Source organism: Actibacterium mucosum KCTC 23349 (genome assembly GCF_000647975.1).
Lineage (GTDB): Bacteria > Pseudomonadota > Alphaproteobacteria > Rhodobacterales > Rhodobacteraceae > Actibacterium > Actibacterium mucosum.
On the sequence record NZ_JFKE01000004.1, the window covers coordinates 19,094 to 43,322 of the forward strand.

A 24,229-nucleotide genomic window follows, 5' to 3' on the forward strand; every position below is an offset into this window, starting at 1 on the left:
CCCTATTCGGCCGCCGGCACGTCCAATTCACCACTGTCTATCTGCTCTTGCTCGATGCTTTCGAACAGCGCTTTGAAATTGCCCTCGCCGAACCCGTCATCGCCCTTGCGCTGAATGAACTCGAAGAAGATCGGCCCGATCACGGTTTTTGAAAAGATCTGCAACAGGATCTTGGTCTCGCCGCCATCCAGCACACCTTCGCCATCGATCAGGATGCCGTGCTTGGCCATCTTGTCCAACGGTTCGTCATGGCCCGCCACGCGGTCCTTGCTGAGGCGGTAATACGTGTCGTTCGGCCCCGGCATGAAGCGCAGCCCGCGGTCGTAAATCTCGTTGGTCGAGCCATAGATATCCTCGGTCCCCACCGCGATATGCTGAATGCCTTCGCCCTTGTATTTGTTCAGATAGGCGACGATCTGGCCCTTCTCGCCCCGATCCTCGTTGATCGGAATGCGGATGCGTCCACACGGCGAGGTCAGCGCGCGGCTGAAAAGCCCGGTGAACTTGCCTTGGATGTCAAAGAACCGGATCTCGCGGAAATTGAACAGATCGCCATAGAACTTGAACCACGTGTCCATATTGCCCTTGAACACGTTGTGCGTCAGGTGATCGAGGTAATAGAACCCCACCCCCTTGGGGTGCGCGTCGGCCACCCAATTGAACTCGTCATTATAGGGGTTGGTCTCGTAATACTGGTCGATGAAATAGATCAACGAGCCGCCAATGCCGTATATCGCCGGCACATCCATGGTTTTGCCGTCGCCCTCATAAGGCTTGGCGCCCTTGGACACTGCATGGTCAAACGCGTGCTGCGCATCGACCACCCGCCAGGCCATCGACGGCGCGCAGGGCCCGTGCTCGGCCACAAAATCCGCGGCGTGGCTGCCCGGCTCGGCGTTCAGCACATAGGTGATATCGCCCTGCTGCCACAACTCGATCGCGCGGGTTTTGTGGGTGGCGGTGTGGATATAACCCATACGCGCAAACAGATCGCGCAGCGCCTGCGGATCTTCGTGCGCGAACTCGACAAATTCAAACCCGTCCGTACCGGCGGGGTTGGCCTCGGATATCACGGATTTCGGGGCGTCGTGCGGGAATGGTCCCATTTTTGTTCTCCTGTTACGCGTTTGGCACAATTTTAGGGCATATGACGTGCGAAAGGCGCGCAAACTTGACATGAATCATGGTATTGTTTGCGGGAAACCCGCACACCTTTGGAAGTAGCCGATGGAATCCCGCATGACTCTTGATCCAATTGACCTTCGCTTGTTGTCGGCGTTGCAGGAAAACGCGCAACTGACCGCGCAAGAGCTGGGCGAGATGTTGAACCTGTCCTCCAGCCAGGCCGGGCGTCGGCGGCAACGGTTGGAATCCAACGGAATCATAACGGGCTATGCCGCACAGGTTGACGCCACGCAGCTGGGTCTGGACGTGCAGGCCTTTGTGCAGGTGCAGATGGCCGCGCATTCAGCCGAAGCGGATGAAAGCTTTCTGCGGGTTCTTGCCTTTCAGCCCGAGATCACCGCCGCCTGGACCCTGACGGGCGAGGCTGACTATCTGCTGCGTGTTGTCTGTGCTGATCTGCGCGCGTTGGATGACCTTGTGCGCAAAGTCCTGCTGCCACATGCCGCAGTGGCGCGGGTTCAAAGCCAGATCGTGATGAACCAAATCAAGACAGGTGGGCAATTGCCACTGGAAGGGGCGCGCTGATGCAGGAAATTCTTGCCTTCGGATCGATCTATCTGATCTTTGCGGTGATCATGGTGCCGATTGCGGCGCGGATCGGGCTGGGCTCGGTGCTGGGCTATCTGCTGGCGGGTGTGACGATTGGGCCGGTTCTGGGGCTGGTCGGATCCGAGACGCAGGATTTGCAGCACGTGGCTGAGTTCGGCGTGGTGATGATGCTGTTCCTGATCGGGCTGGAAATGGCGCCGCGTACCCTTTGGGACATGCGTCACCGGCTGTTCGGACTGGGAGGTATTCAGATTGTCTTGTCCATCGTCGTAATTGGCGGCGGGGGCCTGTGGATTGGTCTGCCATGGCAAACGGCGCTGGCCGTCGGTGCAATCCTTGCCCTGTCGTCAACCGCCATCGTCATGCAAACCCTGACCGAGAGAGGCCTGAACCGCACCCCCGGGGGGCGCAACGCCTTTGCCGTTCTGCTGACGCAGGATATCGCGGTGATCCCGATGCTGGCGTTGATGCCGCTGCTGGCAATTGCCCGTGGCCCTCAAATTGCCCCTGATGGCTCCATCACCGCGTCCCCGCATGCAGACGCGCATCACGGCGAAACGTTGATGCTGTTTTCCGATCTGCCCGCCTGGGCGCAGACGCTGACCACGCTGGGCGCCATCGCGGCGATCATCCTGGCCGGCCATTACCTCAGCCGCCCGCTCTTTCGGTTTATCCACGCCGCCCGCCTGCGCGAGATGTTCACCATTGTTGCCCTGCTGATTGTTGTCGGCATCGCCGCGCTGATGAACATGGTGGGCCTGTCGCCGGCGCTGGGCACGTTCCTGGCCGGTGTGGTGCTGGCAAACTCAGAATTTCGGCACGACCTGGAAAGCAATATCGAGCCGTTCAAGGGCCTACTTTTGGGCCTGTTCTTCATCACCGTGGGCGCCGGGATCAACACCTCATTGCTGTTGAACGAGCCGTTGACGATGCTGGGGCTGGCGCTCGGCCTGATGGCCGCCAAGGGCGCGGTGTTGTTCCTGCTGACGTTCATGTTTCCGATGCGCGGGCAAAACCGGTGGCTCTTTACACTGTCGCTGGCGCAGGCAGGCGAATTCGGGCTGGTGCTTGTGTCCTTTGCCCTGCAGACCCACGTTCTGACGCAGACACTGGGCCAGCAACTGCTGCTGATCATCTCGCTGTCCATGTTGTTGACGCCCTTTGCCTTTATCCTGCATGCGCAGCTGGCAAAGCGCCTGCGCGACGACACAGCCCCTCAGGATCCGGACGATATCGACGAACAGCATACCGTGATTATCGCGGGCATCGGGCGGTTCGGGCAGATCGTCAACCGCATGTTGCAGCTGTCCGGGTATCAGGCCACGGTTCTGGACCATGACTTGCGCACGATCGAACTGATGCGCAAATTCGGCTGGAAAGGGTTCCTTGGCGACCCAACCCGCCCTGAGCTTCTGCAAGCCGCGGGGATTGCAACCGCGAAAGTGCTGGTTGCCGCGCTGGACGACAAAGAGGCCACAACGCGGCTCGTCACCCACGCGCGCCGCGAGCGTCCCGACCTGTTCATCGTTGCCCGTGCCCGCGACCGCACACACGTGTTCGAGCTGTATCGCGCCGGCGCGGACCACATCGTGCGCGAAATGTTCGACAGCTCGCTGCGTGCCGCGCGATATGTTCTGGAAGACCTCGGCCTGACGGAATACGAGGCAAACGAGATGGAAACCGCGTTCTACAAACATGACCGCAAGGCCCTTTTAGAACTGGCAGAACTATGGAAACCGGGCGTGCCAGCGGATCAGAACCCTGAATACATGGAACGCGCGCAGGCCCTGAACAAAGAGCTTGAGGTTGCCTTGTTGAAAAACGCCGACGAAGAAGAGGCCGAGGAACAAGCCGGCCCCATCGGTGGCTAGGCACAAAAAAACCGCGCGGTCCGGGATCGGACGGCGCGGCCTGTTCTTTGACGTGGCGGGGGCGTTTAGGCCGCGGCGCGCGATACCAGAACGCTGTCCACTTCCTGCTGGGCCTTGACCTCGTCCATGCCACCAACGGCAGCCACTTCACGGGTCAGACGCTCCAACGCGGCCTCGTACAGCTGACGTTCGGAATAAGATTGCTCGCGCTGGTCGTCGCTGCGGTGCAGGTCGCGCACCACTTCTGCAATCGAGATCAGGTCACCCGAATTGATCTTCTGCTCGTATTCCTGCGCACGGCGCGACCACATGGCTCGCTTGACCTTGGCTTTGCCTTTCAACGTGGCCATCGCTTTGGACACCACATCCGGCGACGAAAGTGACCGCATACCAACCTCGGTTGCCTTATGGGTGGGCACGCGCAGGGTCATCTTGTCCTTTTCAAACGAGATCACAAAAAGCTCCAGCGAAATCCCGGCAATCTCCTGCTCCTCGATCGACACGATCTGGCCAACACCATGCGCGGGATACACAACATGATCATTGGGGCGGAACTCGGATTTATTGGTCTTGGTCATTCGGTCATTTTCCTTACTTGCCATAACGAGGCGACAAAAAACCACCTGCCCGCGCAAACGGGAAACAGGTGGGTGTCACGATGACATTAGCCGCGTAGAGGCTGCGGGAGCGTTCCGCACGGGTATGTCAGGCTTGGCGTAATCATTTTGTAACAACAATATAGCACGAAAATTGCGCAGTTTAAAGCGCAACAGCCAAAACCAGCCCGTAAAGCCTTGACTTTACAAGCTAAAAACGCTGAAAGCGCGCCTTTTGCACCTGCGAAAGGCCGTGCAGCGTGCGAATCGCTTAGTCCCCTTCGCCCGGCTTCTCCGAGAAATGGGTATCCAGTTTGTTCGGCGTACCGTCCAGCTCTTCCGCAGTCGGCAGCGGGTCTTTTTTCGTCACGATGACGGGCCAGATTTCCGAGTATTTGCGATTGAATTCAACCCACTTCTCGGTGTCGGCCTCGGTATCGGGGCGGATGGCATCGGCCGGGCATTCCGGCTCGCAGACGCCGCAATCGATACATTCGTCGGGATGGATCACCAGCATGTTTTCGCCCTCGTAGAAACAGTCCACGGGGCAAACTTCGACACAATCGGTGTACTTGCAGGCGATGCAGTTATCCATGACGACATAGGTCATGCGGGCGTCCTCTTGTCTTGTTTCCGCCTAGCTAATCCACGCGGCCAGATCATTCAAGCCGCCCGGGTGCGTTAAAATCCAGCGCTCTGCGATCTTTCTTGGTTGGACGCCCTTTTCCCTCGAAACGCGGTGCGGATGGAATGTTTTCCTCGCGCTTGGGAGTCAGATCGTCATATAGCGCTTGCGCCTCGGGCGCCGGGCCGCGCCGTTCGCCCAAGGCAATGACGCGCACAACCCGAATCTCGCGCCCTTGCGCAAAGGTCAGCGTGTCACCCGGCCCCACCTTCGTGGCGGGCTTGTCGACCTTGGTGCCGTTCACGCGAACATGGCCGCCCGACACCTGTTTGGTGGCAAGGCTGCGGGTTTTATAAAACCGCGCATACCACAGCCATTTGTCCAAGCGGATGGTCGGGCCCTCGGCCATTAATCCTTGGTCTTCAGCCCCATGAGGGCCGCAGCAAAAGGATTGTCAGGGTCGATCTTTTTCTCTTTGCGCGGTGGGCGGGCCTCGAAATTCTTGGCCTTGTTGCCGCCGTCGCGTGGCGGACGCTTGCCGCCTTTGCCTTTGCCCTGCGGGCGGCCTTTGCCCTGTGGACGGTCGCCGCCACGGCCACCTTGCGGGCGATCACCGCGCGGTTTGTTGCGGCGCACCGGTGCCCAGGTGAAGGTAAAGAACACCTCTACCTCGGGCTCGGCTGCCTCGGCCTCCATGGCGGGCGCACTTTCTTCCTCGGTGATCGGTGCAGGGGCAGCGCCGTCTGCATCGCCACTGGGCGCTGAAGGTTCGGGCGCGGCCTTAACCTTGGGGCGCTCGCCGCGTTCGGCCTTGTAGCCCAGACCGCCCATCAAATCGGCAAATTGTTCCAGCGTCATACCGGTAATCGACAACATGTCGGGGTTCGCCTCGAACCCGCCGCGGCTGTCCTGCGCGCGCAAAAGGTCCGCCAAGCGTTCCAACATGTCGATGCGGATCGCACGCGCGCCGGCCTTGCGATAGCCAGACAGTGTATACGCGCTGTCCTCGGCACCCTCGACCACCGGGATCGTCACCAGCCCGGGGGGCGGGCTTTCGGGGAACTCGTCCAGCCCAGCGGCCAGCGACGACAGCACAAGGCGCAAACGCGTCGGGGCAGGTTTCAGCAGCAATGGCATAAAGATCGTGAACTGGCCAAAGCGTACGCCGTGTTTGCGCAGCGCGCCGCGCGCGTCCTGATCCAGATCCTTGACCTCTTGCGCCACCTGGTCGCGGGGCAGAATGCCCAACGCCTCGATCAGGCGGAACGCGAACCCACGCGGCAGACCGGCCAGCGCTTCGTCGCGCTGCATGTTCAGCATCGGTTCGAACAAGGTGGCGACCTTGCGGTCAATGAAATGCTGCAGACGGCGGGTCACCTTTTCGGCGACTTCATCGCCGATCTCGTCCTCGACAAAGGCCTGCACCTGCGGGCGCAGCGGTTCGGGACCGGCCACCAGCTTGCCCACCGCGTGCTCGCCCCACATCAACCCGCCCTGCTCGGTAAAATCCAGCTCGGTATCGGGCGCGTTATAAAACCTGTCGGCGCGCAGGTGAAATTCGGGCTTCAACGCCGCAATCGACGCCTGACGCACGGTCTTGGCCTCGTCCGGGTTGGTGCTTGCATCCTGGCTAAAGCGGAACCCCTCGAGACGGCCCACAAACTGGCCCTCTACCGTCACTTCACCTTTTTCGTTCACGTCGGCCACAAGGCCCTCCTTCTGTTTCAACCGGCGAAGCAAGACTGACGTCCGCCGGTCAACAAATCTTTGTGTCAGCGCGCCGTGCAAGGCATCTGACAGGCGATCTTCTACCGCGCGAGTCGCGTCGCGCCAATGGGTTTCGTCATCAACCCAGCCTTTGCGCTGTGCGACATAGGTCCATGTGCGAATAAACGCCAATCTGCGCGACAAAGTGTCAATATCACCATCGGCACGATCCAGCCGCTTGATCTGGCGCGCCAGCCAGTCGTTGGGCACATGGCCGCCATTTTGCAGGAATTCGAAGATCCGGGCCAGCAAACTGGCATGTTCCATGGGCGAAATGCCCCGGAAATCAGGGATTCGGCACACATCCCACAACATCCGCACATCGGACGGCCCCACGATCCGGTCTGCCATTTCGGGCATTGTTGCAAGATTATGCAGCGCAATCTGGTCATCGGCCTCACGCGCGCGGGCCAGCCACGGGTCGTCAATGGGCATTTCCAGTGCCGAAGTCAGCCGTTCGACCGAACCAAAATCCAGCTCAGTGTTGCGCCATTGCAACTTTTTCAGGGGCGCAAAGCGGTGGTTCACAATGGCCTCGGCAAGCCCGGGGTCCAAAGGCCGCGCTTCGCCGGTCACACCAAAGGTGCCATTGCGCATATGGCGCCCTGCGCGCCCGGCGATCTGGCCCAGTTCATTCGGCATCAATTCGCGCATCCGGCGGCCATCGAACTTGGCAGTGCCGGCAAAAGCCACGTGGTTGATATCCAGATTCAGCCCCATTCCGATGGCATCGGTGGCCACCAGGTAGTCAACCTCGCCGTTCTGGTACAGGTCCACCTGCGCGTTACGGGTGCGCGGGCTCAGCGCGCCCATCACCACCGCGCAACCACCTTTCTGACGGCGGATCAGCTCGGCGATGGCGTAAACATTATCGACCGAAAAGGCGACGATGGCCGACCGTGGCGGCATGCGGCTAATCTTTTTCGACCCCGCATAGGTCAGCTCGGACATCCGGTCGCGCCGCATGAATTGTACCTTGGGCACCAGATCGGCGATGGCATTCCGGATCACGTCCGAGCCCAGAAACAACGTCTCCATCGACCCGCGCGCATGCAGCAGACGGTCGGTGAACACGTGGCCCCGGTCAGGGTCGGCGCACAGCTGAATCTCGTCGATGGCCAAGAACTCGGCGCCGATATCGGTGGGCATCGCCTCGACCGTGCACACCCAATACTGGGTCCGGCTGGGAACGATACGCTCTTCGCCGGTGACCAACGCGACAACCTGCGGGCCGCGCAGCGCGACAACGCGGTCATAGACCTCGCGCGCAAGCAGCCGCAAAGGCAGGCCAATCACCCCGCTGCGATGGCTCAGCATGCGTTCAATTGCATAGTGGGTCTTGCCGGTATTGGTCGGCCCGAGAACCGCCGTGGTCCTCGCCTGCTGCAGCATATCGCGTCCTATTTCACAGGGTGGTGCCCGAAACCTTTGCTTCAAGCCGCTCTATCGCGGTTTTTAGGTCGGGATCGTGGGGATGTATAGCCGAAGCAGCCTGAAAGGCCAGCAAGGCGCGCGCATCGTCGCCGGTTGCCTCCATTATGGCACCCAAGCCCGTCATCGCGCCGAAATGACTGGGGTTCAGACGCAGCGTCTGTTGTATATCCGACATCGACGGCCCGTACTGCCCGACATGAAAGAACGCAGTGGCCCGCATGTTATACGCCTCGGCAAAATCCGGTGTGTGATCGATCACCGCCGTCAAATGTTCGATTGCCAATACAAACTCTTCCGCTTCCAGCGCCTCGCGCCCACGTCTCAGCAACAAATCCGCGGCTGGCGAGCCCGATTTGGCCCATTCGCTGTAAATCTGCTGCTCAACTTTTTCCCAGTTCGGCAGATTCGGCTCTGCCAGCAACGCCAGCAGGTCATCTGCAGCTTCGGTTTGGGCCAAAACCGGCTGGCTCAGGCCGAAAACAAGGCCTGCCGCCACGACACAATTGAGAAACGGTGAAAGAGCGCGCATAACACCTATGAGTGTAATACTTTGCGGCGGAAAACCAAGCCCCGCCGCAATCAAAACGGAGAGAGAGCATGAGCGATACAGTCGCCACCGCCGTGGCCGCCCTGAACGAAAAAGTAGAAGGTGGGTTTGAAGACGGTACTGCAAAATTTGTGATCGAAGGCGAAGGCGCAATCGTGCTGGATGCCAATGGCGCGCGCGCTGCAGACGAAGACGCAGACGTGACCCTGACGGCCGATGCTGAAACCTTTGCTGGCATCCTTTCGGGCGAAGTGAACGCAACCGCCGCCTTCATGACCGGCAAGCTGACCGTCGATGGCGACATGGGTTTGGCCATGAAACTGGGCGGGGCTCTGTCCTAACCATGCAACCTGCGCCGTTTTACGCGGATGTCGCCGAGGCGCCCCCGGGCGGCGCAGCGTTCTGGATTACCGCCACCGACGGCGTCCGCCTGCGCATTGCCATGTGGACGGGTGGGGAAAAAGGGCAGGTTCTGCTGATCCCCGGCCGCACAGAATACATCGAGAAATACGGTCAGGCCGCGGGTGAGTTGATCGCCCGCGGCTTTTCTGTGGCCGTGCTGGACTATCGCGGCCAAGGGCTGGCGGACCGTTTGGCCGATGACCCGATGAAGGGCCATGTCGGGGCGTTTGCGGACTATCAGCTTGATATCACCGCCGCGCTCTCGGCCATGACGGCTTTTGGGTTGCGCGGGCCCTTGCATCTTCTGTGCCACTCGCTGGGTGGGTGTCTGGGCCTGCGCGCCCTGCACACGCAACCGGGAATCGCCAGCGCGGCGTTCTCTGCCCCGATGTGGGGTATCCTTCTGCCACGCCTGCTGGCCCCGATTGCCCCGGCAATTGCCGCAGTTTTGCAAACCCTTGGTATGGGCAGTCGCTTTGTGCCCGGCGGCAGCGGCGTGACCTACGTTGTGGCCAACGGATTCGACGGCAACACGCTGACCAAAGATCGCCAGATGTGGGATTACATGGCCCGGCAGGCCAAGTCCCATCCAGATCTGACGCTGGGCAGCCCAACAGTGCATTGGCTGCGCCGGGCCTTGGTGGAGTGCCATGACCTGATGGTCCTGCCCGCGCCCGCCACCCCGTGCCTGACCTATCTTGGGACGGACGAAGCGATCGTGGAACCAAAGGCGATCAAAACCCGCATGGCAAGCTGGCCCAGCGCGCGACTGGAACTCATTGACGGCGCCGAGCACGAACTGATGATGGAAATCCCCACCATCCGCACCAGGTTTTACGACGATATTGCCGCCCATTTCCTTCAAAACGGCACGGCCCCCTTGAATGCCGCGCCAACTGCCGACTAAGTGAAGGAAACGCTTAACTGCAAGGATTTCCCATGACGCTGCCCCTGCCTTTCCCCGTTTTCGACGCTGCACAGACCGGGGGGGCCGACGGGCTGGGCGATCTGCCGGAATGGAACCTCGATGATCTTTATGCCGGCGAGGACGCGCCGGAACTGACCCGCGATATGGAATGGCTCGAGGAAGCCTGCGCCAGCTTCGCCGCCGATTACGAAGGTAAGCTGGCCGGCCTTGATGCCGCGCAGATGCTGGACTGCGTGCAGCGCTATGAAGAGATCGACGTGATCGGCGGCCGCATCATGTCTTTCGCTGGCCTGCGCTATTACCAGAACACCACCGATGGCGACCGGGCCAAGTTCTTCTCGGACTGTCAGGATGCGATCACCCGATTCACCACACCGCTGGTGTTTTATTCGCTTGAAATCAACCGGATAGACGACGATGCTCTAGCAGGTCTGTTTGCCACAAACACCGATCTGGCCCGCTATAAACCGGTCTTTGACCGCCTGCGCGCCATGCGGCCGCACCAGTTGTCGGATGAACTGGAAAAATTCCTGCACGATCAATCGGTTGTGGGGGCGGCCGCATGGAACAAGCTGTTCGATGAAACCATCGCGGGGCTGGAGTTCACCGTTGATGGCGAGACCCTGAATATCGAGGGCACGCTGAACCTGCTGACCGATCCAGACCGCGCCAAACGCGAGGCCGCCAGCCGCGAGTTGGCCCGGGTTTTCAACAACAATATCAAGCTTTTCGCCCGCGTTCATAACACACTGGCCAAGGAAAAATGGGTCGAGGATCAGTGGCGCAACATGCCCACGCCGCAGACCGGCCGCCACTTGTCCAACCATGTCGAGGCCGAGGTGGTCGAGGCGCTGCGCAACGCCGTGGTCGCCGCCTACCCGCAGCTGTCGCACCGCTATTACGCGCTCAAGGCCAAGTGGATGGGTCTCGACACCCTGCAGGTCTGGGACCGCAACGCCCCCCTGCCGATCGAGGAAACGCGCCTGGTCAACTGGGCCGAGGCGCGCGAAACGGTCATGGACGCCTATGCGGGGTTCGACCCCGAGATGGCCAAAATCGCCGAACCCTTCTTTGACAAGGGCTGGATCGACGCGGCAGTAAAACCGGGCAAGGCCCCCGGCGCCTTCGCGCATCCCACCGTGACCACCGTCCACCCCTATGTGATGCTGAACTACCTCGGCAAACCGCGCGATGTGATGACCCTGGCGCACGAGCTGGGCCATGGCGTGCATCAGGTGCTGGCCGCCGGTCAGGGCGAATTGCTGTCGTCAACGCCCCTGACGCTGGCTGAAACCGCCAGTGTGTTTGGCGAAATGCTGACCTTCCGCAAACTGCTGGATGCCGCCAAAACCGACACCGAACGCAAGGTGCTGCTGGCCGGCAAGGTCGAAGATATGATCAACACCGTGGTCCGCCAGATCGCGTTTTACGATTTCGAATGCAAACTGCACGCCGCCCGCGCCGAGGGCGAGCTGACCCCCGAGGACATCAACGCGCTGTGGATGTCCGTGCAGGCAGAATCGCTGGGCCCCGTCTTCGAGTTCATGCCGGGATACGAGACCTTCTGGGCCTATATCCCGCATTTCGTGCACTCGCCCTTCTACGTCTACGCCTATGCGTTTGGCGACGGGCTGGTAAACGCACTCTACGCGGTCTACGAGGAAGGCGATGCCGCGTTCCAGGCCAAGTATTTCGACATGCTGCGGGCGGGCGGCTCCAAGCACCACACCGACCTGCTGGCCCCCTTCGGGCTCGACGCCACCGACCCGAATTTCTGGGCCAAGGGCCTGTCGATGATCTCAGGCTTTATCGACGAGCTGGAGGCGATGGAGGGCTGACCCTCAGCCCAACTCAGTCCAGCTCGGTCCACGGCCAGGGTTTCACCTCGCTGGCCGCGGTCTGATACCGCGCTGCCTTGGCGATCCAGACGCCAAGGTCGGTGCCAAAATCGGCCAGCCGCTCGTTCGGCTTGCGATCCGACACGGCCATGATGATGAATTGCACAATGGTCACCACGCCCAGGATCGTCTGCGCAAGCTGCAGCATGATCCACAGGATCACCATATAAAGCAGCCGGTTCAGCATCGCTTCCTTGGGCACGTCGGGCTGTTCGCCATGCAGGCGCCCCTCAATCCGATCGTCGTCATTCATCGCAAGCTCTCCTTTGTCGCCAACCTAGCCCCGGCCACATGCAAAATCCACCTCCAAGACGGGTGCAAAGCCCCGGATTGGACCGGCGGGGCGGGTGGGTGGGCGACGGGCCAATCCGGGGCGCGGGTTCACCAAACTGTTGGATGCCTGTGATCGCACCGTCTGGCAGGCTGACCCCAACCAATCAGAGGACCCGCCATGCTGACCCGCCGCCACTTCGCCGCCCTTGCCGGCAGCACCGCCGCCGCAACCGCCCTGCCTGCCCGGGCGCAGGCGTTTGACTTTGCCGAGACCCACCGCGCCCTGATCGAAGGCCCCGCACCGGATTTCTTCGATGCGCTGCTGGCGATCGAGAAACGCGGCAATCCTGACATGGCCGCCAGCCTGATCCAGGCCCTGCGCTTTTCGCGCGGCCCGCGTGACGCCATCGACGCCACGTTGCGGTCCATCACCGGGGCCGAACCCGAACCGGGCTGGTTTGAATGGATGCTCTGGCAAGAAGCCAACCCGCAGATCACCCCCCACCCCAGTTTCATCGATTTCAAACGCGACATGTTCCTGCGCATCGATCCCAATTTCGACGTCTTCCTGAAACCGCGCCACTTGAACCCCGACCGCATGAAGATCCGCCTGGAAGAGATCACCTGGGGCGGCGTGCGCAAAGATGGCATCCCCTCGCTCGACAATCCCACCCTGATCACCGCCGAGGCCGCCGATTATATGCGCGGCGATGACCTGGTCTTTGGCGTGTCAATCAATGGCGATACCCGCGCCTATCCGCTGCGCATCATGGGCTGGCACGAGATGTTTAACGAGGTGATCGGCGGCGTGCCCGTCGCGCTGGCCTATTGCACGCTGTGCGGCTCGGGCATCCTGTTTGAAACGCAGGTGCCGGGCCGGGCCGAGCCGCTGATCTTTGGCTCATCTGGGTTCCTTTACCGCTCCAACAAGCTGATGTTCGACCGCGCCACCCATTCGCTGTGGAACCAGTTCACCGGCAAACCGGTCTCGGGCAAGCTGGTCGACAGCGGGATCGAGCTGCAGCAACGCCCCGTCGTGATCACCACATGGGACCAATGGCGCGCCGACAATCCCGATACCCGTGTACTGTCGCTGAACACCGGGCATGATCGAAACTATGGCTCGGGTGTGGTCTATGCCGACTATTTCGCCTCGGACGATCTGATGTTCCCAACGCAGGTGGATCAACGCCAGCACCGGCAAAAAGACTATGTCTTCGGTGTGCGGCAGTTTGGCGGCGCCAAGGCCTGGCCGCTGGATGCGTTCAAACGGCGCATGGTGATCAATGACGGTATGCTGGACACGCCGCTGGTGCTGATCGGCGACCAGAAAACCCGCACCGTGCGCGCTTATGAGCGCGGCGCGCTAGAGTTTGCGGGCACTGCCGAGAACGTCACCGATACCAACGGCGCTAATTGGAAAGTGACCGAAGACGCGCTGCTTGGCCCCAACGGTGCCACCCTGCCCCGCGTGGCCGGACATATTGCGTATTGGTTTGCGTGGAACGGCTATCTGGGTGCCGAAAGCGAGTTGTACGAGGGTTAACCCTCGGGCAGCACAATTTCGGCCACGAACCCCCGGTGGTTCGAGCCCAACCCCTCGCCGAAAGGCGACAGCGACAGCAACTGCGCTTCCCGGCCCGTCAGGACATAGTCGATGGGCACCCCGTAATCGCCCCATTTGGCCGGCCAGCTGCCAATAGGCCGCCGGGGCAAGCGCAGTTGCGTTTCCCATGTCAGTGCAGCAAGCGACGCCGCCCACGGCGCGGCGTTGAAGTCACCCACCACCACAACCGGACCTTGGGTCCTGTTGACCAGACGAACAAGGTGCCTCTTCTGGTTGACGGCCTGCTCTTCGATCCACGGTTTCAGCATATGCGCAGCAATCACCGTGACGTCGGCAAAGCCAAGCTTTGCAGCGATGAATTTCCTGTCGTAAAACGCCGCCGCCTTGTGCAGCTTCACATGCGCGGGGGCCTCGCGAAAGTAGACACGTAACCCACATTGCCCTTCGCATACGGCAACATGCGGATAGGCGGCTTGCAAGACCGCTTGCCCTTCGCGCAGGCCCTCACTTTCGGCCAGCACAACGATATCCGCGTCAGCCGCAACGATCTGGGCTGCCAAGTCCAGCGCATCATACTGGTTGTCTTGCAGAATATTGAAGAACAGCACCTTCAGGTCGGCCTCGCGGTCCGCGGCCAACGGGGCCGAATTGACCAAGTGCCGCGCGACCAGTGCGGACGACAACAAAAGGGCGGCCAACACAACGAACCGTGCCCAACGCCACGCACCCAAAGCAGCCAGAAAAAGCCCACAGAGAAATGCAGCCAGCAGATGCAGCGGGGCAAGGTTGGCGTTCAGGCTGCTCATCACACCCAAGACGCCATTTGTAAGAACCCAAGGCGATATGCCTCCGATGCACAACGCCAGCAGGCTGAGACAAATCAGGACACCTGTCAGGCGTTGGCGGGCATCATGCATTGGCGGGCTCGGGTCGGATTGCGTTCCCGCCCTCTTAGGGCGATTCCCCGACCCTGCCCAACCTTTTTGGCCCTAATTTCAGCGCGCAGCTGCGTATGCGCGGTCAATCATTGCCTGCGTGCCTTTTGCATCCTCAAATGTCCACGCAAATGGCGTGCCATTGCGCACTGAGTCACCAAAGGCTTCGAACTGCGTGACGTAGTGGTTGGCGCTTGGGAACCGCTCTTCGCGGATCGACTGATTGGGTTGATGCAAGCGAAGGATCGCCGGACCAAACGAGTTCGGGTTGAACGGCGCGCTCAGGTGAATAACCCCCTCGGTCCCGTGAAAGAACATGTCCTGACGCGGATGCATGCGCATCGAGATCACGCAATTATAGCTAAAGCTGGGGAACCGCGCGGTCACGCGGGTAATCACGTCCACGTCGTTTTCAAACGTGATGTCGGCGGTCAGGGTGTCGGGCTCTTGCCCGGTGACCCAACGGGCCGAACCAAAGGTATAGACCCCAATATCCGGCAACGCGCCGCCGCCGGTTTCCGGCCGGTTGCGGATGTTGGTTTTGTCTTCGGCGTTGTTAAAGCTGAACACGCCGTCAACATGCACCAGATCACCGATCGCGCCGTCTTCCACCAATTGCTTGGTACGCTGCCATTGCGGGTGATGCACGATCATATACGCTTCGGTCGCCAGCAGGCCGGTCTCGTCGCGCTTGGCAATCAGGGGGTCGATCTCTTCGGCCTTCAGCGCCACCGGCTTTTCGCACAGCACGTGCTTGCCGGCATCCATCGCCTTCAACGCCCATTCAACATGCAGATGGTTGGGCAGCGGGATGTAAACCGCGTCAATGTCGGGGTCCGACAGCAGGCTGTCATAGCTGGAGTGAATTTTCAGATCCGGGCAAAACGCCTGATACCCCGCCGCTTTCTCGGCCGAGCTTGTGGCCAATGCGACCAGTTTTGCGCCCTTTGCGGCATGAATGGCCGGGCCCGTTGCGCCCTTTGCAAAATTCGAGGCACCCAGAATGCCCCAGCGAACCGGTTTTTGCATATTGAAATCTCCCCTGATGCCGTGAAACACCGTCACGTTAGCGCAAGCAAACGCCCGCCGAAAGGGCGGGCGCGGTAAGATTATTGATAATGTATTCGCCGCGGCGGATCAAGCCATTTCGCGGGCCAGTTCCTTCATCTTCTTCTGCAGCTTCTCAAACGCACGCACCTCGATCTGGCGGATACGTTCGCGGCTGACCTCGTACTGCCCGGACAGATCTTCCAATGTTTTCGGCTGATCCTGCAGGCGGCGCTGAATAAGGATGTCCTTTTCGCGGTCGTTCAGAACGCTCATGGCGTCTTCCAGCATACCGCGACGGTGATCCAACTCGTCCTTTTCGGCATAAGCCTCGGCCTGGTTGGCATCCTCGTCTTCCAGCCAGTCCTGCCACTGCGTGGTGGTGTCGCCATCGCTGCCCACGGTTGCGTTCAGCGAAGCATCACCGCCTGACAGACGCCGGTTCATCGAGATCACTTCATCCTTCGACACGTTCAGATCGTTTGCGATCTTTTCCACGTGCTCGGGCCGCAGATCCCCCTCTTCCAGCGCACCAATACGGGCTTTGGCCTTGCGCAGGTTGAAGAACAACTTCTTCTGTGCCGATGTCGTGCCCAGTTTCACCAGAGACCATGACCGCAGGATATATTCCTGGATCGAGGCGCGGATCCACCACATCGCATAGGTCGCCAGGCGGAACCCTTTTTCCGGGTCAAACCGTTTGACGGCCTGCATCAGGCCCACATTGGCCTCGGAAATCACCTCGGCCTGCGGCAGGCCATAACCGCGATAGCCCATCGCGATCTTGGCGGCCAAACGCAGGTGGCTGGTGACCATTTTGTGGGCGGCTTCGCTGTCCTGATGATCGGTCCAGCGTTTGGCCAGCATGTATTCCTCTTCCGGTTCCAGAAGCGGGAATTTGCGGATTTGCTGCAAATAGCGGTTCATCCCCTGTTCGGGGGACGGTGCAGGAAGGTTGGTATACGAGCTCATTTGGTCCCTCAACCTGTTAGACTTGGGTGTAGCCTACAAAACTAAACTAATCAGTTCAAGTAAATCGGCTTCACATTCCTTTGACCCCAATATGGGGGCCGCTTTCAAGAATGAAAGGTAAGGGTTGCAGAAATAGATTACGACTGCCCTAAAGGCGGAGTTTCTGTGCAAGCTCGCACATGTCTTTTGGCATTTCCGCCGAAAATTGCATCTGCGCACCGGATTCCGGGTGAACAAACCCCAAACTGGCCGCGTGCAGGGCTTGCCGGGGAAAGGCCGAAACGGCATCGGCGGCCTCGGGCGTGATCGACTTAGCCGGCAATTTGCGTCGCCCGCCATAGGTCTGATCGCCGATCAGACCGAACCCGGCATAGGCCATGTGCACCCGGATCTGATGCGTGCGGCCGGTTTCCAGCCAGCACTCCAGATGCGCCGCGACGCCGTTGAAATCCTCGACCACGCGGGCCCGTGTCACCGCATGCCGCCCGTTTGACCAGACCACCGCCTGTTTCTGCCGGTCGGTCTTGTGGCGCGCCAACTGCGTGGTCATTTTCAGGATGTTACCGGCCTCGAAACTGGCCCCGCGCACGCCCCGCAACCGCGGATCGCCCGCATCCGGCACGCCGTAACACAAAGCATGATAATGCCGCGTGACGGTGTGCTTTTCGAACTGCGCCGCCAGCCCGGTATGCGCCTTGTCCGACTTGGCCACCACCAGCAGCCCGCTGGTATCCTTGTCGATCCGATGCACGATGCCGGGGCGTTTCTCGCCGCCGATGCCCGACAGGCTGTCGCCGCAATGGTGCAGCAGCGCGTTCACCAACGTGCCCGAAGGTGTACCCGGCGCGGGATGCACGACCATGCCCACCGGTTTATTGACCACGATCAGCGCGTCATCCTCGAACACCACATCCAGCGCGATGTCCTCGGGCCGCGCTTCAACCTCGGAGGCCTCGGCAAATTGCAGCTCCAGAACGTCACCCTCGGCCACCTTCATGCGCGGCCCATCCACCGGCGCGCCGTTCAGCGTCACGCCACCCGCGTCGATCAGTTTCGCCAAACGCGACCGCGACAGCCCCGCACTGTCTGGCACATCGCGCGCCATTGCCTTATCAAGACGTGCGGGCGGGTTAGGCCCGATGGTCACGGAAAGGCGGCGGATGTCGGACATGGACAAGTCTCCGGATGAGATGGGCGAATTGCCGCCCAACCTGCGGTTCTTGCGCGGGTTGGTGACCGTGCTGACCGCGGTGATGATTGGCGGGCTTATATTGCTGCTGACGCTGATTGTCATCCGCTTCCGTGCGTCGGATGATTTTGCCCTGCCCGATGCGATCACCCTGCCCGAAGGCGCAACCGTGCAGGCGCTGACCAAGGGCGAGGGCTGGTGGGCCGTGGTGACCGGCGACAACCGCATCCTGATCTATTCGGCCCGCACGGGCGCATTGATCCAAGAGGTCGCGGTTCAGTCCGAGTGACCGGTGAACAGTTTTGCCGCCAGCACCATGCGGCTGACCGCGGTCACGAAGCACAAGGCGCCAAAGACCCACGCCATCGCCGCGAACCAACCCGGCCACAGGCATAAGGCCACGAAAAACGCGATGGTTTCAGTGCCTTCCAGGATACCCCCGGTGAAATAGAGCGATTTGACGCCCCGGGCGCGCGTGTCCATCTGGCGTTTTTCCGCCAGGATGGCAAAACCCAGGAAACTGGCGCCATTGGCATAGAAACTGGCCAACAGAAAGGCCCCCGCCGCGCCGTTTGCACCGGGATCGGCCCAGACAAAGGCCATCGGCACCGCGCCGTAAAAAATGAAATCGCAGACGATATCCAGAAAACCGCCGAAATCGGTCTTTTGCGTGGCCCGCGCCACCGCGCCGTCCAGCCCGTCCAGCAGGCGGCTGGCCAACAGGGGGATCAGCGCCCATGCAAAATGGCCCCACGCGATCATGCCGGCGCTGATCAGGCCCAGAACCAGCCCCGCCAACGTTACCTGATTGGCCGTCACACCACTTTGCGCGATGCCCCGCCCCAGCGCGTTGAGGGGCGGATCGATCAGTTTGCGCATGCCGGCGTCCAGCATCAGGCGGCCTCCACCTGTTGGCCAGTGGCCGTTTCGATCAGCAATTGCGCAGCGCCCTTGGCATTGCGGATCGCCTCGTCCTTGTTGCCCAAAACCGCCAGCACAATCGCGCCTTCCTTCAGCACCATCAGCTTGCTGGCCAGATCGCGGGGATCGCGCGCGCCGGCCTCGCGGGCCATGGCGGTGAACTGCTCTTGCAACACGCGTTTATGCTCGGCCGCCTGAACGTGGATCGGGTCAGAGTGATCCTGAAACTCGGCTCCCGCCTTGATGAACAGGCAGCCACAGAACCCTTCTTCGTGAAACCACTCGTCCAGCACGTCAAACAGCGCCAGCATCTGCCCCGCCGGGGTATTCGCCAATTGTTGCATACGGCGGGTAAAGCGGTTGCGGAACTCTTCATCACGCAGGCGCAGCACCGCAAGGATCAGTTCGTCCTTGGTGCTGAAGTAATTGTACATCGTGGTTTTCGAGATGCCGGTCTCACGCACAAGCGTGTCCATGCCCGTGGCATGAAACCCGTGCCGGTAAAACACGTGGAACGCCTTGCGTACCAACTCGTCCCGTCTGCTTGGGCGCATGCCCCATCCTTTCCTTACAGGTCTGTCAATAATCATAACAGCAAGCACCGCCGCAAAACAGACCGCTGATCAGATAGTTACCATCCCGATCACATAACAAGATGAGGTCTATCAAAAAGATTTGAGCGAAAATAGTTGAAAAAGATTACCGATCAGTACATTTACAAACTATCAAAAAGAACTGATCGGTAAACTTAGGAACTGCCATGTCCCGTCCACCCCTGCCCCCCTTCACCGCTGAAACCGCCGCACAAAAGGTGCGCGCCGCCGAAGATGCGTGGAACACCCGTAACCCTGATATCGTGACGCCCGCCTATAGCGACGACAGCATCTGGCGGAACCGGGCCGAGTTTCCCCGCGGTCATGCGGAAATCCACGCTTTCCTGACCCGCAAATGGCAGCGCGAGCATGAGTATCGCCTGATCAAAGAGCTTTGGGCCTTTACCGAAAACCGCATCGCCGTGCGCTTTGCCTATGAATGGCGCGATGCCGAAGGCAACTGGACGCGCAGCTATGGCAACGAGAACTGGGAGTTCGATACCGATGGCCGTATGGCGCGCCGGTTCGCCTCGATCAACGATCTGCCGATACAGCCCGAAGACCGCCTGTTTCACTGGCCGCAAGGCCGTCGTCCGGATGACCACCCCGGTCTGTCCGACCTCAACCTGTAAGCGCGGAGAACCCCCATGCCGCTGGCCTATCACGACATTGCCTTCACACCCGAAGTTGTTGCGTTGCAAGAGAAAAACGGCTCTGCCGCCGCCTATGCCAAGTATCGTGGCCCCGAATATCAGGGCGGCGACGAAATTGGCCCGCAAGAGGCACAGTTTATTCACGAACGCGACGGTTTCTTTCAGGCAACCGTGTCGTCCAGCGGCTGGCCCTATGTACAGTTTCGCGGTGGGCGCCCGGGGTTCCTGCGCGTGCTCGACAGCCGGACCATTGCCTTTGGCGACCTGCGCGGGAACCGGCAATATATCTCGACCGGGAACCTGTCCGGCGATGACCGTGTGGCACTGATCCTTGTGGACTACCCCAATCAGCGCCGCCTCAAAGTGCTGGGACATGTCGACATCCGTGACCCCGCCGACCACCCCGATTTGACGGAAACCCTGCGGATGGAGGGCACCAAGCAACCCATCGAGCGGCTTTACGTCATCAAGATTGCTGCGCTGGACTGGAACTGCCCGCAGCATATTCCGCAACGCTTTACCCTGTCAGAACTGGAACCTGTGCATGCAGAAATGCGCAACCAGATCGCGGCCCTTCAGGCCGAAATCGAGGCTTTGCGGGCCCAACTGAAGTCCTAACTTAAACTGGAGCAAACCATGAACTTTCTAACGAACAGCATCGCCGCGGCGGTGCTGGCCGGTATCGGCTTGTCTGGCGCTGCCCAAGCGGCGCAGATCTCGACCTTTGACGTGGCGCTGAAAACCGCGCAGGTGAACGGGCTGACCGTGGCCTATCGCGAGGCCGGCGACCCCGCCAACCCCACCGTGCTGCTGCTGCACGGCTTTCCGACCTCGTCGCATATGTTCCGCAACCTGATCCCCGAGCTGGCCGGCGATTACCACGTCATCGCACCCGACTATGTGGGCTATGGCGCCTCGGACATGCCCCCGGCCGACGCATTCGACTATACGTTCGACAATCTGACGGCCCATGTCGAAGGTCTGCTGGACCAGAAAGGCATCGACACATTCGCGGCCTACGTGATGGATTACGGCGCACCAGTTGGCTATCGCCTGTTCGCCAACAACCCCGAACGCGTGACCGGTTTCATCATCCAGAACGGCAACGCGTACGAGGAAGGCCTGCGCGAATTCTGGGATCCACTGCGCGCCTATTGGGCCGATCCCAGCGCGGCCAATGCCGACGCGCTGCGCCCGTTCCTGACCATCGACGGCACCAAGTGGCAATACGTGACCGGCGTGGCCGACCCCTCGGTCATCAGCCCCGACAACTACTGGCACATCCAGTACCTGCTGGACCGTCCGGGCAATCAGGAGGTGCAGTTGGAGCTGTTCTACGACTACCGCACCAACCCCCAGCGTTACCCGCAATGGCAAGAGCTGCTGCGCGAGCACCAGCCGCCGGCATTGGTGGTTTGGGGGGCAAATGACCCGATCTTCCCGGCAGAAGGCGCGCACCCCTACAAAGAAGACCTCACCGATGTCGAGTTCCACCTGCTGGATACCGGCCATTTCGCTTTGGAAGACAAGGGCGCTGTGATCGCCGCCGAGATGCTGGATTTCCTGGCCCGGATCGACCACTGACATCCCCCCGCGGGTCCGGTTCGCCGGGCCCGCAGCATAGGTATTATGCTCAGGGTGAATGAATAAATGGGCCGTTTTTTGGTGATTTCACCCATTTTTGCGATATATTGAGATCAACAAATCGAGATCACACCATTCACACACGAATTTACGAGGAGACAGACATGTTCAAACGCCATCGCCCGCTTGCCGCCCCGTTTCCGATCACGGCCCTGTTCGTTCTGCTGGGCGAACTTCTGCGCGTCGCCGTTCTGTGAAATCAATGTGTCTGGGGGGGATGGTACCACCTCCCCGGCTCGAACGGGGGACCTCCTGATCCACAATCAGGCGCTCTAACCAACTGAGCTAAGGCGGCACGCCGAAGCGATTTACTCTCGACGCGCAGCAAATGCAAGGGCCAGATGTCACTAAAATGACGCCTAAAGAGTTTTCATCCAGCTCTGTTCGACAAGGTCCAAACCAAAGCTGCGCACCGGTTCTGAAGACATCAAAACGAACCCGTTTTGCGCGTATAAGGCACAGGCCGCGCGGTGGCTTTCATGGGTCCAAAGCACCATGGTTTCGAACCCTTTGTCCCGCGCCCAGTCGACACAAAGGTTCAACAATTGCAGGCCCAGACGCTGCCCGCGTGCCGCGGGCTCTACCATGAACATGCGCAGCTTGGCTTGCTTGGCTTCCGGTCCCCTGACGCAGAAAATACAGCCCAGCCGCTGATCATTGCGGTGGGCGATCCAGGCCCGCTCCACCGCCGGGTCACGGTCGCGCAGATAATCTTGGATGATCCCGGCCACCAAAGTTTCAAAGCTGTCGTCGAACCCTTCGTTCCCACAATAGTGTTCCGCATGACGTTGCAGAACCCAGCCCGCGTCGCCGGGGGCAAGGTCGCGAAATTGCACGGGCTCGGGCCTACCGCCCAGCACCTGCTGCACCCCGTCCAATGCCTCGGCCACCTGCGTCACAGCCCCCGGGCCGGCCTGCGCAAACATCGCCGCGATACCCGCGCGCGAGCGTTGAACACACATGGCGTTCAGCTCTTCACCAGCCGGGCTAAGATACAATTCTACCCGCCGCGCGTCGGCCTCGCTGCGTTTGCGGATGATCAAACCGTTGCGCTCCATCGCCTTCAGGCTGCGGCTCAGCTGCCCCTCGTCCACCTGCAGCTGCGCCACCAGATCGCGCGCCGTCAGGCCGGGCTCCCGCGCCAGCTCGAACACCACGCGCACCTCTCCCAGGCTGTGCCCGCTGTCCAGATAGGCCCGGTCAAGAACGCCCAGTCGTGCGGTATAGAAACGGTTAAAGGCGCGGATTGTGTCAATGTTGTCCATGCCGGTATCTGAGGCAAATTACTTGACTTTGTCAAGTGATTCTCCCCTTGCCCCTCTCAGCACGCCACGATACCTCAACGCCAGTCAAACCGGAGGCACCCCATGGGCATCAACAGCGAAAGCGAAATCGCCGCAAATCTGCAAATCGGCCCAACCACGCTGGGCATGGTGCGCATCTATGTCGAAGGCAACGGCATCGACCTGCCGCTGGACTTTGACCCCGACGAGGCCGAAGAGATCGCCGAAGAGATCAAGGCCGCAGCCAACCGTGCCCGCGCGATGGCAAAGGACAAGAAGTAGTTCAGCGATGCGGCCGGCCCAGATTCCCCTGGGCCAGTGCGGTGCGCATATTGGCCATAAAGGCCCGCACCTGCCGCGGCGATTGCAGGTGATAGACGGTTTTGTCGGGGCCCAGCCCGTCAACCAATGCCTGCGCCTTCACCTGCCATGACTGGCGGGTGGTCCAGATAAACCGGTAAAACTCCCACGAAAACTGCTCGGGGCAATTTTCAGGCAAATCGGGCCGCGTCCGCCCGTAATACCGCAACGTGCGTTTCAGCACTCGCCAGCCACGCAGCCACAGCGGCAGGTCCAGCCAGATCACCGTATCCGCGCGCGCGGCGCGATCGGCCCATGTGGTGGAATGGCCGCCCTCGAACACCCATTCGGGCCGGGCCTGTGCCTCAAGGCACATCGCGGTTTTCTCGGCCCGCGCGCGTTCTTGCCAACCGGGTTTCCAGTGGATGTGATCGATATGGATCACCGGCAGCCGCGCCGCCTGCCCCAGCGCCCGCGCCAGGGTGGACTTGCCCGATCCGGGCTGGCCGATGATCATCACGCGTTGCATGGCCGCAGCCATAGCCAATTATGGGGATTCGTCCACCCACAAGGCGCCCGGTTTGGGGTCGCGAAACGCCTGTAGCCGCAGCGCCGCGTGGCGGCTGAACTTTTGCATCATCACCTTGCGCCGTGCCGCCGGCAGTTTGTCCTCGGGCCCCATGCGGATGATCTCGGCATCATAGGCATCGGCCAGAATCAGCCCGGTATCGTCGGGCAAAAGCTCGGTCGGAAACGCCTCATCCACCGCCCAGAAGAACCGGTCGCACCATTCCAGATAGCCCTGCCACTTGCTGTCAGACATAAAATCGGCGCGGCTGGATTTGCACTCGATCACCCAGATCTCGCCCTTGGGGCCCAAGGCCATCACATCCACTCGCAACCCGCGCGTTGGTACAAGTTCTTCAACAGTAACAAAGTCATAGGCGCGCATGTGGCGGCACACGCCACGCGCCAAAAGTTGCCCGGGTTGCATTTGATCGCTCATGCGCGCCAGCGTGAACAATTCATGAACAAAAGGCAAGCAAAAGA

General features: G+C 60.6%; 27 protein-coding genes and 1 tRNA gene. 11 read left to right on the forward strand and 17 right to left on the reverse strand.

Features of this window, described 5'->3' with window-relative positions; all coding sequences use genetic code 11:
• Positions 1–2: 2 nt before the first annotated feature.
• On the reverse strand, positions 3–1,106 hold the full coding sequence (gene hppD / locus ACMU_RS09345) for a 4-hydroxyphenylpyruvate dioxygenase (RefSeq protein WP_035258957.1): 1,104 nt from the start codon (positions 1,104–1,106) through the stop codon (positions 3–5).
• Positions 1,107–1,239: 133 nt separating this feature from the next.
• Between hppD and ACMU_RS09350 the strand changes: the two genes are divergently transcribed.
• The gene (locus tag ACMU_RS09350; RefSeq protein ID WP_035259666.1) at positions 1,240–1,710 is read left to right on the forward strand and encodes an Lrp/AsnC family transcriptional regulator; all 471 of its coding nucleotides are present in this window, start codon (positions 1,240–1,242) and stop codon (positions 1,708–1,710) included.
• Positions 1,710–3,605: a monovalent cation:proton antiporter-2 (CPA2) family protein gene (locus tag ACMU_RS09355; RefSeq protein ID WP_035258958.1), complete on the forward strand. Its 1,896-nt coding sequence runs from the start codon at positions 1,710–1,712 to the stop codon at positions 3,603–3,605. The genes ACMU_RS09350 and ACMU_RS09355 overlap by 1 nt, the downstream gene beginning before the upstream one ends.
• Positions 3,606–3,670: 65 nt before the next feature.
• Here the strand turns inward: ACMU_RS09355 and ACMU_RS09360 are convergent, their stop codons facing one another.
• The 5 genes from ACMU_RS09360 to ACMU_RS09380 form a co-directional block, all read right to left on the reverse strand.
• On the reverse strand, positions 3,671–4,183 hold the full coding sequence (locus ACMU_RS09360; RefSeq protein ID WP_035258959.1) for a CarD family transcriptional regulator: 513 nt from the start codon (positions 4,181–4,183) through the stop codon (positions 3,671–3,673).
• 289 nt (positions 4,184–4,472) lie between these two features.
• Complete coding sequence (gene fdxA / locus ACMU_RS09365; protein WP_035258960.1) at positions 4,473–4,811, reverse strand: ferredoxin FdxA; 339 nt, start codon at positions 4,809–4,811, stop codon at positions 4,473–4,475.
• Positions 4,812–4,860: 49 nt separating this feature from the next.
• Positions 4,861–5,235, reverse strand: a complete 375-nt coding sequence (locus ACMU_RS09370) for an RNA-binding S4 domain-containing protein (protein WP_035258961.1) — start codon at positions 5,233–5,235, stop codon at positions 4,861–4,863.
• On the reverse strand, positions 5,235–7,985 hold the full coding sequence (locus ACMU_RS09375; RefSeq protein WP_035258962.1) for a helicase-related protein: 2,751 nt from the start codon (positions 7,983–7,985) through the stop codon (positions 5,235–5,237). Before ACMU_RS09375 ends, ACMU_RS09370 begins: the two co-directional genes overlap by 1 nt.
• 13 nt (positions 7,986–7,998) lie before the next feature.
• Positions 7,999–8,556 (reverse strand): tetratricopeptide repeat protein, encoded by a 558-nt coding sequence (locus ACMU_RS09380; RefSeq protein WP_035258963.1) that lies wholly within the window; start codon positions 8,554–8,556, stop codon positions 7,999–8,001.
• A gap of 68 nt (positions 8,557–8,624) precedes the next feature.
• On the opposite strand from ACMU_RS09380, the gene ACMU_RS09385 reads away from it, so the two are divergent.
• From ACMU_RS09385 to ACMU_RS09395, 3 genes are read left to right on the forward strand one after another with little or no spacing between them, the layout of a single operon-like run.
• Positions 8,625–8,915 (forward strand): SCP2 sterol-binding domain-containing protein, encoded by a 291-nt coding sequence (locus tag ACMU_RS09385; RefSeq protein ID WP_035258964.1) that lies wholly within the window; start codon positions 8,625–8,627, stop codon positions 8,913–8,915.
• A 2-nt stretch (positions 8,916–8,917) separates the two neighbouring features.
• On the forward strand, positions 8,918–9,883 hold the full coding sequence (locus tag ACMU_RS09390; RefSeq protein WP_035258965.1) for an alpha/beta fold hydrolase: 966 nt from the start codon (positions 8,918–8,920) through the stop codon (positions 9,881–9,883).
• Positions 9,884–9,915: 32 nt separating this feature from the next.
• A complete protein-coding gene (locus ACMU_RS09395) occupies positions 9,916–11,742 on the forward strand; it encodes a M3 family oligoendopeptidase (RefSeq protein WP_035258967.1) in 1,827 nt (608 codons plus the stop codon).
• A gap of 13 nt (positions 11,743–11,755) precedes the next feature.
• Here the strand turns inward: ACMU_RS09395 and ACMU_RS09400 are convergent, their stop codons facing one another.
• Positions 11,756–12,055: a DUF4389 domain-containing protein gene (locus ACMU_RS09400; RefSeq protein ID WP_035258969.1), complete on the reverse strand. Its 300-nt coding sequence runs from the start codon at positions 12,053–12,055 to the stop codon at positions 11,756–11,758.
• A 198-nt stretch (positions 12,056–12,253) separates the two neighbouring features.
• Between ACMU_RS09400 and ACMU_RS09405 the strand changes: the two genes are divergently transcribed.
• A complete protein-coding gene (locus tag ACMU_RS09405; RefSeq protein WP_035258971.1) occupies positions 12,254–13,621 on the forward strand; it encodes a DUF3179 domain-containing protein in 1,368 nt (455 codons plus the stop codon).
• Here the strand turns inward: ACMU_RS09405 and ACMU_RS09410 are convergent.
• The 4 genes from ACMU_RS09410 to ACMU_RS09425 all read right to left on the reverse strand — a co-directional run bounded on the left by ACMU_RS09410 (position 13,618) and on the right by ACMU_RS09425 (position 17,767).
• Positions 13,618–14,559 (reverse strand): endonuclease/exonuclease/phosphatase family protein, encoded by a 942-nt coding sequence (locus tag ACMU_RS09410; RefSeq protein WP_035258972.1) that lies wholly within the window; start codon positions 14,557–14,559, stop codon positions 13,618–13,620. The genes ACMU_RS09405 and ACMU_RS09410 overlap by 4 nt on opposite strands.
• A gap of 78 nt (positions 14,560–14,637) precedes the next feature.
• Positions 14,638–15,606 carry a Gfo/Idh/MocA family protein gene (locus ACMU_RS09415; RefSeq protein ID WP_035258973.1) on the reverse strand — a complete coding sequence of 323 codons (969 nt, stop codon included), beginning with the start codon at positions 15,604–15,606 and terminating at the stop codon, positions 14,638–14,640.
• A 108-nt stretch (positions 15,607–15,714) separates the two neighbouring features.
• Positions 15,715–16,596 (reverse strand): RNA polymerase sigma factor RpoH, encoded by an 882-nt coding sequence (gene rpoH, locus ACMU_RS09420; protein ID WP_035258975.1) that lies wholly within the window; start codon positions 16,594–16,596, stop codon positions 15,715–15,717.
• A 148-nt stretch (positions 16,597–16,744) separates the two neighbouring features.
• Positions 16,745–17,767, reverse strand: a complete 1,023-nt coding sequence (locus ACMU_RS09425; protein WP_035258976.1) for an RluA family pseudouridine synthase — start codon at positions 17,765–17,767, stop codon at positions 16,745–16,747.
• On the opposite strand from ACMU_RS09425, the gene ACMU_RS09430 reads away from it, so the two are divergent.
• Positions 17,766–18,074 (forward strand): DUF6476 family protein, encoded by a 309-nt coding sequence (locus tag ACMU_RS09430; RefSeq protein WP_035258977.1) that lies wholly within the window; start codon positions 17,766–17,768, stop codon positions 18,072–18,074. The two genes, ACMU_RS09425 and ACMU_RS09430, sit on opposite strands and share 2 nt — an antisense overlap.
• On the opposite strand, the gene ACMU_RS09435 is transcribed toward ACMU_RS09430, so the two are convergent.
• Together ACMU_RS09435 and ACMU_RS09440 are read right to left on the reverse strand one after the other, a co-directional pair.
• Positions 18,062–18,679 (reverse strand): CDP-alcohol phosphatidyltransferase family protein, encoded by a 618-nt coding sequence (locus tag ACMU_RS09435; RefSeq protein WP_035258979.1) that lies wholly within the window; start codon positions 18,677–18,679, stop codon positions 18,062–18,064. The two genes, ACMU_RS09430 and ACMU_RS09435, sit on opposite strands and share 13 nt — an antisense overlap.
• On the reverse strand, positions 18,679–19,260 hold the full coding sequence (locus tag ACMU_RS09440; RefSeq protein WP_035258981.1) for a TetR/AcrR family transcriptional regulator: 582 nt from the start codon (positions 19,258–19,260) through the stop codon (positions 18,679–18,681). The genes ACMU_RS09435 and ACMU_RS09440 overlap by 1 nt, the downstream gene beginning before the upstream one ends.
• Positions 19,261–19,466: 206 nt before the next feature.
• Here ACMU_RS09440 and ACMU_RS09445 point away from each other — a divergent pair, with 206 nt between their 5' ends.
• From ACMU_RS09445 to ACMU_RS09455, 3 genes are read left to right on the forward strand one after another with little or no spacing between them, the layout of a single operon-like run.
• Positions 19,467–19,931: a nuclear transport factor 2 family protein gene (locus ACMU_RS09445; protein ID WP_035258983.1), complete on the forward strand. Its 465-nt coding sequence runs from the start codon at positions 19,467–19,469 to the stop codon at positions 19,929–19,931.
• A 15-nt stretch (positions 19,932–19,946) separates the two neighbouring features.
• Positions 19,947–20,570 (forward strand): pyridoxamine 5'-phosphate oxidase family protein, encoded by a 624-nt coding sequence (locus ACMU_RS09450; RefSeq protein ID WP_035258984.1) that lies wholly within the window; start codon positions 19,947–19,949, stop codon positions 20,568–20,570.
• A gap of 18 nt (positions 20,571–20,588) precedes the next feature.
• The gene (locus tag ACMU_RS09455; protein WP_035258987.1) at positions 20,589–21,536 is read left to right on the forward strand and encodes an alpha/beta fold hydrolase; all 948 of its coding nucleotides are present in this window, start codon (positions 20,589–20,591) and stop codon (positions 21,534–21,536) included.
• Between the two features lie 278 nt (positions 21,537–21,814).
• On the opposite strand, the gene ACMU_RS09460 is transcribed toward ACMU_RS09455, so the two are convergent.
• Together ACMU_RS09460 and ACMU_RS19915 are read right to left on the reverse strand one after the other, a co-directional pair.
• Positions 21,815–21,891 (reverse strand) — tRNA-His (locus tag ACMU_RS09460).
• 64 nt (positions 21,892–21,955) lie between these two features.
• The gene (locus tag ACMU_RS19915) at positions 21,956–22,861 is read right to left on the reverse strand and encodes a bifunctional helix-turn-helix transcriptional regulator/GNAT family N-acetyltransferase (RefSeq protein WP_035258989.1); all 906 of its coding nucleotides are present in this window, start codon (positions 22,859–22,861) and stop codon (positions 21,956–21,958) included.
• Between the two features lie 102 nt (positions 22,862–22,963).
• Between ACMU_RS19915 and ACMU_RS09470 the strand changes: the two genes are divergently transcribed.
• A complete protein-coding gene (locus ACMU_RS09470; RefSeq protein ID WP_035258991.1) occupies positions 22,964–23,161 on the forward strand; it encodes a DUF6324 family protein in 198 nt (65 codons plus the stop codon).
• Between the two features lies 1 nt (position 23,162).
• On the opposite strand, the gene ACMU_RS09475 is transcribed toward ACMU_RS09470, so the two are convergent.
• Both ACMU_RS09475 and ACMU_RS09480 read right to left on the reverse strand, forming a co-directional pair.
• The gene (locus ACMU_RS09475) at positions 23,163–23,708 is read right to left on the reverse strand and encodes a P-loop NTPase family protein (protein ID WP_035259667.1); all 546 of its coding nucleotides are present in this window, start codon (positions 23,706–23,708) and stop codon (positions 23,163–23,165) included.
• An 18-nt stretch (positions 23,709–23,726) separates the two neighbouring features.
• Positions 23,727–24,185, reverse strand: coding sequence for an MmcB family DNA repair protein (locus ACMU_RS09480; protein ID WP_035259669.1), 459 nt, complete (start codon positions 24,183–24,185; stop codon positions 23,727–23,729).
• Between the last annotated feature and the right edge of the window lie 44 nt (positions 24,186–24,229).

What these genes read in the sequence shown, in the direction of transcription:
- ACMU_RS09445 (WP_035258983.1), top strand. Translation starts at nt 19,467, where the DNA reads ATGTCCCGTCCACCCCTGCCCCCCTTCACCGCTGAAACCGCCGCACAA.
- ACMU_RS09415 (WP_035258973.1), bottom strand. Translation starts at nt 15,606, where the DNA reads ATGCAAAAACCGGTTCGCTGGGGCATTCTGGGTGCCTCGAATTTTGCA.
- ACMU_RS09430 (WP_035258977.1), top strand. Translation starts at nt 17,766, where the DNA reads ATGGACAAGTCTCCGGATGAGATGGGCGAATTGCCGCCCAACCTGCGG.
- hppD (WP_035258957.1), bottom strand. Translation starts at nt 1,106, where the DNA reads ATGGGACCATTCCCGCACGACGCCCCGAAATCCGTGATATCCGAGGCC.
- ACMU_RS09455 (WP_035258987.1), top strand. Translation starts at nt 20,589, where the DNA reads ATGAACTTTCTAACGAACAGCATCGCCGCGGCGGTGCTGGCCGGTATC.
- fdxA (WP_035258960.1), bottom strand. Translation starts at nt 4,811, where the DNA reads ATGACCTATGTCGTCATGGATAACTGCATCGCCTGCAAGTACACCGAT.
- ACMU_RS09375 (WP_035258962.1), bottom strand. Translation starts at nt 7,985, where the DNA reads ATGCTGCAGCAGGCGAGGACCACGGCGGTTCTCGGGCCGACCAATACC.
- ACMU_RS09360 (WP_035258959.1), bottom strand. Translation starts at nt 4,183, where the DNA reads ATGACCAAGACCAATAAATCCGAGTTCCGCCCCAATGATCATGTTGTG.
- ACMU_RS09410 (WP_035258972.1), bottom strand. Translation starts at nt 14,559, where the DNA reads ATGCATGATGCCCGCCAACGCCTGACAGGTGTCCTGATTTGTCTCAGC.
- ACMU_RS09405 (WP_035258971.1), top strand. Translation starts at nt 12,254, where the DNA reads ATGCTGACCCGCCGCCACTTCGCCGCCCTTGCCGGCAGCACCGCCGCC.
- ACMU_RS09350 (WP_035259666.1), top strand. Translation starts at nt 1,240, where the DNA reads ATGACTCTTGATCCAATTGACCTTCGCTTGTTGTCGGCGTTGCAGGAA.
- ACMU_RS09370 (WP_035258961.1), bottom strand. Translation starts at nt 5,235, where the DNA reads ATGGCCGAGGGCCCGACCATCCGCTTGGACAAATGGCTGTGGTATGCG.
- ACMU_RS09355 (WP_035258958.1), top strand. Translation starts at nt 1,710, where the DNA reads ATGCAGGAAATTCTTGCCTTCGGATCGATCTATCTGATCTTTGCGGTG.
- ACMU_RS09385 (WP_035258964.1), top strand. Translation starts at nt 8,625, where the DNA reads ATGAGCGATACAGTCGCCACCGCCGTGGCCGCCCTGAACGAAAAAGTA.
- ACMU_RS09480 (WP_035259669.1), bottom strand. Translation starts at nt 24,185, where the DNA reads ATGAGCGATCAAATGCAACCCGGGCAACTTTTGGCGCGTGGCGTGTGC.
- ACMU_RS09390 (WP_035258965.1), top strand. Translation starts at nt 8,918, where the DNA reads ATGCAACCTGCGCCGTTTTACGCGGATGTCGCCGAGGCGCCCCCGGGC.
- ACMU_RS09425 (WP_035258976.1), bottom strand. Translation starts at nt 17,767, where the DNA reads ATGTCCGACATCCGCCGCCTTTCCGTGACCATCGGGCCTAACCCGCCC.
- ACMU_RS09400 (WP_035258969.1), bottom strand. Translation starts at nt 12,055, where the DNA reads ATGAATGACGACGATCGGATTGAGGGGCGCCTGCATGGCGAACAGCCC.
- ACMU_RS09475 (WP_035259667.1), bottom strand. Translation starts at nt 23,708, where the DNA reads ATGCAACGCGTGATGATCATCGGCCAGCCCGGATCGGGCAAGTCCACC.
- ACMU_RS09450 (WP_035258984.1), top strand. Translation starts at nt 19,947, where the DNA reads ATGCCGCTGGCCTATCACGACATTGCCTTCACACCCGAAGTTGTTGCG.
- ACMU_RS09440 (WP_035258981.1), bottom strand. Translation starts at nt 19,260, where the DNA reads ATGCGCCCAAGCAGACGGGACGAGTTGGTACGCAAGGCGTTCCACGTG.
- rpoH (WP_035258975.1), bottom strand. Translation starts at nt 16,596, where the DNA reads ATGAGCTCGTATACCAACCTTCCTGCACCGTCCCCCGAACAGGGGATG.
- ACMU_RS19915 (WP_035258989.1), bottom strand. Translation starts at nt 22,861, where the DNA reads ATGGACAACATTGACACAATCCGCGCCTTTAACCGTTTCTATACCGCA.
- ACMU_RS09380 (WP_035258963.1), bottom strand. Translation starts at nt 8,556, where the DNA reads ATGCGCGCTCTTTCACCGTTTCTCAATTGTGTCGTGGCGGCAGGCCTT.
- ACMU_RS09395 (WP_035258967.1), top strand. Translation starts at nt 9,916, where the DNA reads ATGACGCTGCCCCTGCCTTTCCCCGTTTTCGACGCTGCACAGACCGGG.
- ACMU_RS09435 (WP_035258979.1), bottom strand. Translation starts at nt 18,679, where the DNA reads ATGCTGGACGCCGGCATGCGCAAACTGATCGATCCGCCCCTCAACGCG.
- ACMU_RS09470 (WP_035258991.1), top strand. Translation starts at nt 22,964, where the DNA reads ATGGGCATCAACAGCGAAAGCGAAATCGCCGCAAATCTGCAAATCGGC.